Raw genomic sequence first — 6,305 nt, 5'->3', positions numbered from 1 at the left:
ATTTGAAGGTTTTATCCCGGTTAAGGGACAAGAACGACGAGATCGGTTAGAATCGGTTTCGGGCGATGCGCGGACTTTGGTATTTTATGAATCTCCCCATCGGTTGCGCCAGACTTTAGCCGACTTTGCGACGACATTTGGTGAGGATCGGCAGATCGTCATCGGGCGAGAATTGACTAAATTACATGAAGATTTTTGGCGGGGAAGGATCGGTGCGGCGATCGAGCATTATACCAACACCGAACCGCAGGGGGAATATACACTCGTGGTTGCTGGCGCGCCTGTGAGCCATCCCACACTCTCGGATGAAGCGATCGAACGCGCTCTAGTCGAGTTAATGCTCAATGATACATCGCGCTCTCAAGCCAGTCGGATTGTCGCCGAACAAATTTCGCAATCGCGCCGCTATGTCTATCAATTAGCACTCGCGATCGATCTCGATGCTGCGAGAAATAGTGCTGCTTTAACTGAATCCCCAATCTGACCGCTATACTAAATTAACCGATAGTCTTGAGCCGTTAAACTATGCCGCAGCCCGAATGCTTGTTTCCCCATGCTGCGGTAACGCAGGCGACAATTTACCCAATCGGCGTATATTCGCTCTCAGGATTAGCAGCAGATGGCGACAGGCTGCTGAGTGTCGATGCAGTGCGCGGTTATCTGCTGAATATCGATCCGCATACTAATGATACGATCGTCCTCAATCCCAGTTGTGTTGCCGATTGGATCGGGGTAACGGGATTGACGCAGTGGGAAGATAAGTTCTGGTTTGCCAAAGAGCAAGAAGTATTTTGGTGCGATCGAACAACACTAGTACCGACACTATTTGCGCGCCTATCTTATCCAGTTAATGGCATCGCCGTCTGCGAAGCGAGCGTCTATATTAGTTGTCAGAAATCTGGCTACATTCAAATCTTCGATCGCGCTACAGGCGAACCAGGCGCACGATTTCCGCAGCCTGGTGTCGGTACCGAAACGATGACATTTTACCAAGATGCGCTCTGGGTATGCGATTTAACCGAGCAAACCGTCTATTGCCTCGATCGACTCACTGGCAAAATCCAATTTAGTGCGATCGCGCCCTTTCCCTCCCCAACTGGCATCGCCTTTACCGCACCTCCCGCAGGCACAGAGCCGACTTGCTACGTCGTTTATGCCGACGAAGAACCCTATATTCGCGATAATCCCAACGCCGAATCGCCCTATCAACTCACATTTCGAGATCGCACCTTCATTCATCCCCTCTATCTCCAACCCCACCCCGCCGAGCATTACACCCTTTCCAACGGCTATTTAGTAGAACTCTCCTACATCGAAGAATTACTCCCCCTCGAAGCCGTTACCCTCAACCAAGTGGAATGGCGAATTGCCTTACCCTCGAATACCCTGCGTCAGCGGATTCGGACGATCGAACCGATCGGTCGGGAATTTACGATCGAAGAAAAAGCAGGGCAAAAAGTCGCCGTATTTAAATTCGATCGGATCGAAGCCAATCAGGGTGGACTCTTTGGCTGGAAAGCGACGATCGAAATGTATGGGCTAAAATATGCCCTCACCCCTGCGGATATCGACGATAGTTTGTCCCTCTCCCCCGAACTCCAGGAACTTTATCTCGTCGATGATGATGACTTGGCGATGGAGACACCCATCATTATCCAAGCCGCTACTGAAGCCGTCGGTACCGAAACTAATGTCCTGCGAAAGATGCTTAAAATTCGCAACTACGTCTACGATAGGCTCTCCTACGGCATCCAGCCCCGCATCGACACCCCCGATGTTGCCCTCGAACGCGGCGTAGCTTCATGCGGTGAATACGTCGGCGTATTACTCGCCCTCGCCCGCCTCAACGGTATCGCCTGTAGAACGATCGGACGGTATAAATGTCCCCAGCATCCCGAACTCCGCCATCTGCCCCTTCAGCCCGATTTTAACCATGTCTGGTTGGAATTTTACGTGCCCGGTATCGGCTGGTTGCCAATGGAATCTAACGTTGATGATATTATCGATCGCGGCCCTTATCCAGAACGGTTTTTTATGGGTTTAGCCTGGTATCACACCGAAATTGGCAAGGGCATATCGTTTGAAAAAATGAAAGCCGCCGACAAACCCGAACATATCTCCATGGGCGATTTAGCCATCAATCACATCCGCTTTCGGATCTTGGATGAACTAATTCCTAGTTAAAACATAAAACTGACTTTCTTGAAGAAGTCAAATTTGTAGCTAATAAAAAACCAGATCTCGATCGAGATCTGGAGTTACCAATAATTTGATTATCGATCGATTAAAATTTATCGATTAAGATTTAAAACCCGCACATTTAGATAATGCCTTTTGTAAATTACTAGGTGCGGTACTCAATGAAAGCGATCTGGTAATCGGGCAGCCAAAACTCAAATTGTCGATCGAAGAACCGCTCGATTTAGGTCGAATCTCAATTGGCAGCGATCCGCGATCGAACACAGCCATAAATTTGTTATCATCCTTGCTAATCAGTCGCTGATAGGTGCCCATCCAGACTTTAAAGCTGGCGAGTAATGCTTGATTGCGATCGCTACTACTAGTAGATTGAGAGTCAGATCTCAACATTCGATCGATGAGAATTTCTGGGGCTGGCTGGGCTTGGGCATTGATTCCTAACGGTAAAGCTAGTAGCAAACTGACCGAACATAACATTGCCACTCGACGATAATTGGTAATCTGCATTTTGGTAATCCTTTTGATAAATGGCACGATCTAGAGATTTCGGCGATCGATTCAGAGGGTGTCTGAAAAGCGTAGATCTAAATCCCCCCAACCCCCTTAAAAAGCGGATGCGCGTTCGTCGGGTCTCCCGACGGATTAGCGCACCAAGCAGGGGGAGAAAGAGTCAAAGTCCCCCTTGAAAAGGGGGATTTAGATCTACTATCGAAGCCAATAAGACTTTTCAGATACCCTTTCAAGGTAAAAATAGATCTTAACGCAAATTTCTCAAATCTTGCCCCGAATCGATTACCCAATACCTTCGATAACGGGATGGAAATAAAAGGCAAAGCCTAACACGATATAAGCTGCCAATAATAACGAACCCTCCAGCCAATTCGATCGACCATCAGAACTAATTGAATTGGCAATTAATACCGATACTGCGACCGCAACTAATTCAAATGGATTGAAATTTAAATCCATCGGTTTGCCCAGAATATACCCTGCTAACACCAAAACTGGCGCGACAAATAGCGCGATTTGCAAACTCGAACCCAGGGCGACAGATACCGATAAATCCATTTTATCCTTCATCGCTACCGTCACCGCCGTCGCATGTTCGGCAGCATTACCGATAATCGGTACCAAAATTACCCCAGTAAATAACGCGGTCAAACCCAACTGTTCGGTAGCGACTTCGAGTGTCGAAACTAGAAATTCTGACTCGACGGCGACTAATAAAGTACAACCTAATAATACCGAAACCCATAACGGTAAATTTACCTCACCGTGGTCGTCATCGCCAGCTAAATTGGCTTCAGCTAATTCTTCAGGATCCATATCTGCCAAACTCGCCTCATCATAGAGATAAGTGTGAGTTTTCATCGAAAATAATAGCGTCAAACCATAAACGCAAATTAACACGATCGAGACTGCGATCGATAGTTGCTGAATGGCTTTATCGTCAATTCCCGTTGAAGTATAATCTACCGCCGTCGGTAATAACATCGCAATCACCGCCAAATTCAGACTCGAAGCATTCACCCTCGCAACGATGGGTTGAAACGTCTGCTCCTTATATCTCAAACCACCCAACAGCATCGAAAAACCCATTACCAGCAATAAGTTACCAATAATCGACCCCGTAATACTGGCTTTGACAACATCCATCAACCCGGCATTCAGCGCAACTAGCGCGATAATTAGTTCGGTCGCATTCCCAAAAGTGGCGTTTAATAAGCCTCCCAGCGATGGCCCCATCACCACAGCGATTTCTTCTGTCGCTGTTCCCATCCATGCCGCCAAGGGGATAATTGCTAACGCAGAAGTGATAAATACGATCGGCTCACTCCAGCCTAAAAAGTGCCCCGCGATCGAAACTGGAATGAATAACAATAAAACAGAAAGAACATTCTTGAGATTTAGCATTGACACTTGTAGTGATACACCGTCTCTCTAGAGTACCCGATTTACCCCACTGACTTTACTCCTAACCCTCATCGCTAACATTTCCATCATCCCAACCAGCACCGTTAACAATCAGTCACCTCTAGTTGCTGTCAAACCAGCTTTAGCCGCCCATAAACCGATATCTTGACGACTGAGAGTTGCTGCCATCAGATCGGGGAATTGGTCGGGCGTACAGGCAAAAGCGGGGCTACCTAAAGTCGCGAACGCCGCCGCATTAGATCGATCGAAACAAGGCGCGCCATCATCATTTAATGCTAATAATGTCACTAATTGTACTCCCGAAGCCACGATCGATCCGACTCGTTTTCGCAGTTCGTTATTATTACCACCTTCATATAAATCGCTAATCAATACCAAAATAGTTTCCTGGGGTTGGCGAATTAAACCCTGACAATAGCTCAGAGCCTTATTAATATCCGTCCCGCCGCCGAGCTGGGTGCCGAACAACACATCCACCGGATCTTGGAGCAGTTCTGTCAGATCTACCACCGCCGTATCGAATACCACCATTTGCGTCTTCAGCGCAGGCATCGAAGCTAGTACCGCCGCAAAGATACTCGCATATACTACCGAAGTCGCCATCGAGCCACTTTGGTCTACACACAAAATAACATTCTTCAACGCCGTGCGCTTGCGTCCATACCCGATTCGCGTTTCGGGAATAATCGTTTTATAAGCGGCTTGATAATGGCGCAGATTGGCGCGAATCGTCCGATTCCAGTCGATTTCATTATGACGGGGGCGACGGTTGCGGACGGCACGATTGAGGCTGCCTGAGACGGCTTGCTGCATCGGGTTAGTGAGTTTTCGCAATAGTTCGTCTACCACTTTTTGGACGACTAAACGAGCGGTTTCTTTCGTTTTGGCAGGCATAATCTGACTCAATGACATCAGATTAGCCACTAGATGCACGTCAGCTTCGACAGCTTGCATCATCTCCGGTTCCAGCAGCATTTGTTGTAAATTCAGCCGCTCTAGCGCGTCTTGCTGCATCACCCGCACGACGGAACTGGGAAAGTAGGTGCGAATATCGCCGAGCCAGCGAGCGACATTGGGAGCAGAACGCCCCAAACCACCGCTGCGAGTGTCGTTATCGGAGCGATATAAGGCGGAAAGGGCGCGATCCATTTCGATATCGCCGCCAGTTAAGCCCCCAGCACCAGCACCACAGCTACCTTCAGCTTCGCTACCGAGTACCAATCGCCACCGTTTGAGTCTTTCGGATTCAGTCATGAGATTTTAGATTTTAGATTTCTCATCTTTCCACCCAACCAATAGATCTACTGCTGGGCAACAAATTTAGAGCGCGCCCAACTTTTAAACAACTGTCACTTTCAATTTACCTTGACTGCTAGATGTCGATGTAGGTTTCAAGACAACTTCTAAATCTCTACCCAAAATATTTAGATATCGAAATAGATTTTCAATGGTGAGTTCAGTCAGCCTGCCTCGGCTTAAATTAGATAGCATATCTCCATCTATATTTAATAGATTTCCGGCTTGGGTAACGTTTAATTCTTTCTCCTTAATCGTGTGATTGATTTGTCGAACTAATTCGGATTTAAGTAGAATTTCTTCAGCATTATCGAAACCAATGTCTGCAAACACGTTACCGCAACTGGTTTCAAATTCGATATTCTCTTCAATCTCAGCGCGATTGGTTGTCATAATTTTCCTGATAATGTGCTTGTGCCAATTTTAATCTACTCTCAATGAGATCGATATCTGTTTTTGGAGTAGCGATACCTGATTTAGATTTTTTCTGAAAAACATGTAAAACATAGACTACTTCAGCAAATTTGACAGTATAGACAGCTCTGTAAGTATCACTGTCGAAATCTTCCAGTAATTCCAGAACACTAGAACCTTTAAACCCTTTTAATGGTTTTGCATTCTCATGCTTTTCACCCGCCTGAGCCAAATCTAATCCATATCCTAACTCTCCTTTGACTCGATCTGGGAATTCTCCAATATCCTTACGGGATCTGCCCATCCAGATTAAAGGTTTGCGTTGGCGGAGCCTCTTCTAAGGAACTTAGCTGAAACTGGCTCAGAGCAAGGATCTGTAAATTGGGTTGAAGCATGAAATTAGGGCGTGCCCAAACAAAGTTTCTTTCACCCTTTAGACGACATTTATGTCGGCTCAGATG

General features: G+C 46.8%; 6 protein-coding genes and 1 pseudogene. 2 read left to right on the top strand and 5 right to left on the bottom strand.

The genetic code is table 11. From position 1 onward, the window contains the following. Positions 1 to 484, top strand: a pseudogene (locus RMO79_RS20550) (rRNA (cytidine-2'-O-)-methyltransferase); the annotation flags it as partial. A 41-nt stretch (positions 485 to 525) separates the two neighbouring features. Further along, a complete protein-coding gene (locus RMO79_RS20545; protein ID WP_310485131.1) occupies positions 526 to 2,184 on the top strand; it encodes a transglutaminase family protein in 1,659 nt (552 codons plus the stop codon). A 114-nt stretch (positions 2,185 to 2,298) separates the two neighbouring features. On the opposite strand, the gene RMO79_RS20540 is transcribed toward RMO79_RS20545, so the two are convergent. From RMO79_RS20540 to RMO79_RS20520, 5 genes are all read right to left on the bottom strand, one after another. Beyond that, complete coding sequence (locus tag RMO79_RS20540; protein ID WP_310485130.1) at positions 2,299 to 2,706, bottom strand: hypothetical protein; 408 nt, start codon at positions 2,704 to 2,706, stop codon at positions 2,299 to 2,301. Positions 2,707 to 2,991: 285 nt separating this feature from the next. Continuing rightward, positions 2,992 to 4,113, bottom strand: coding sequence for a calcium/proton exchanger (cax, locus tag RMO79_RS20535; protein ID WP_310485129.1), 1,122 nt, complete (start codon positions 4,111 to 4,113; stop codon positions 2,992 to 2,994). A 111-nt stretch (positions 4,114 to 4,224) separates the two neighbouring features. Then, complete coding sequence (locus RMO79_RS20530) at positions 4,225 to 5,388, bottom strand: VWA domain-containing protein (RefSeq protein WP_310485128.1); 1,164 nt, start codon at positions 5,386 to 5,388, stop codon at positions 4,225 to 4,227. 84 nt (positions 5,389 to 5,472) lie between these two features. Beyond that, positions 5,473 to 5,823, bottom strand: coding sequence for a helix-turn-helix transcriptional regulator (locus RMO79_RS20525; protein WP_310485127.1), 351 nt, complete (start codon positions 5,821 to 5,823; stop codon positions 5,473 to 5,475). After that, positions 5,804 to 6,148, bottom strand: a complete 345-nt coding sequence (locus RMO79_RS20520) for a type II toxin-antitoxin system RelE/ParE family toxin (RefSeq protein WP_310485126.1) — start codon at positions 6,146 to 6,148, stop codon at positions 5,804 to 5,806. Before RMO79_RS20520 ends, RMO79_RS20525 begins: the two co-directional genes overlap by 20 nt. Positions 6,149 to 6,305 lie beyond the last annotated feature (157 nt).

The sequence above is a fragment of the Chamaesiphon sp. VAR_48_metabat_403 genome (genome assembly GCF_031422475.1).
GTDB lineage: Bacteria > Cyanobacteriota > Cyanobacteriia > Cyanobacteriales > Chamaesiphonaceae > Chamaesiphon.
This window is presented reverse-complemented; position numbering and strand designations above follow the sequence as displayed.

What these genes read in the sequence shown, in the direction of transcription:
- RMO79_RS20525 (WP_310485127.1), bottom strand. Translation starts at nt 5,823, where the DNA reads ATGACAACCAATCGCGCTGAGATTGAAGAGAATATCGAATTTGAAACC.
- RMO79_RS20540 (WP_310485130.1), bottom strand. Translation starts at nt 2,706, where the DNA reads ATGCAGATTACCAATTATCGTCGAGTGGCAATGTTATGTTCGGTCAGT.
- RMO79_RS20530 (WP_310485128.1), bottom strand. Translation starts at nt 5,388, where the DNA reads ATGACTGAATCCGAAAGACTCAAACGGTGGCGATTGGTACTCGGTAGC.
- RMO79_RS20520 (WP_310485126.1), bottom strand. Translation starts at nt 6,148, where the DNA reads ATGGGCAGATCCCGTAAGGATATTGGAGAATTCCCAGATCGAGTCAAA.
- RMO79_RS20545 (WP_310485131.1), top strand. Translation starts at nt 526, where the DNA reads ATGCCGCAGCCCGAATGCTTGTTTCCCCATGCTGCGGTAACGCAGGCG.
- cax (WP_310485129.1), bottom strand. Translation starts at nt 4,113, where the DNA reads ATGCTAAATCTCAAGAATGTTCTTTCTGTTTTATTGTTATTCATTCCA.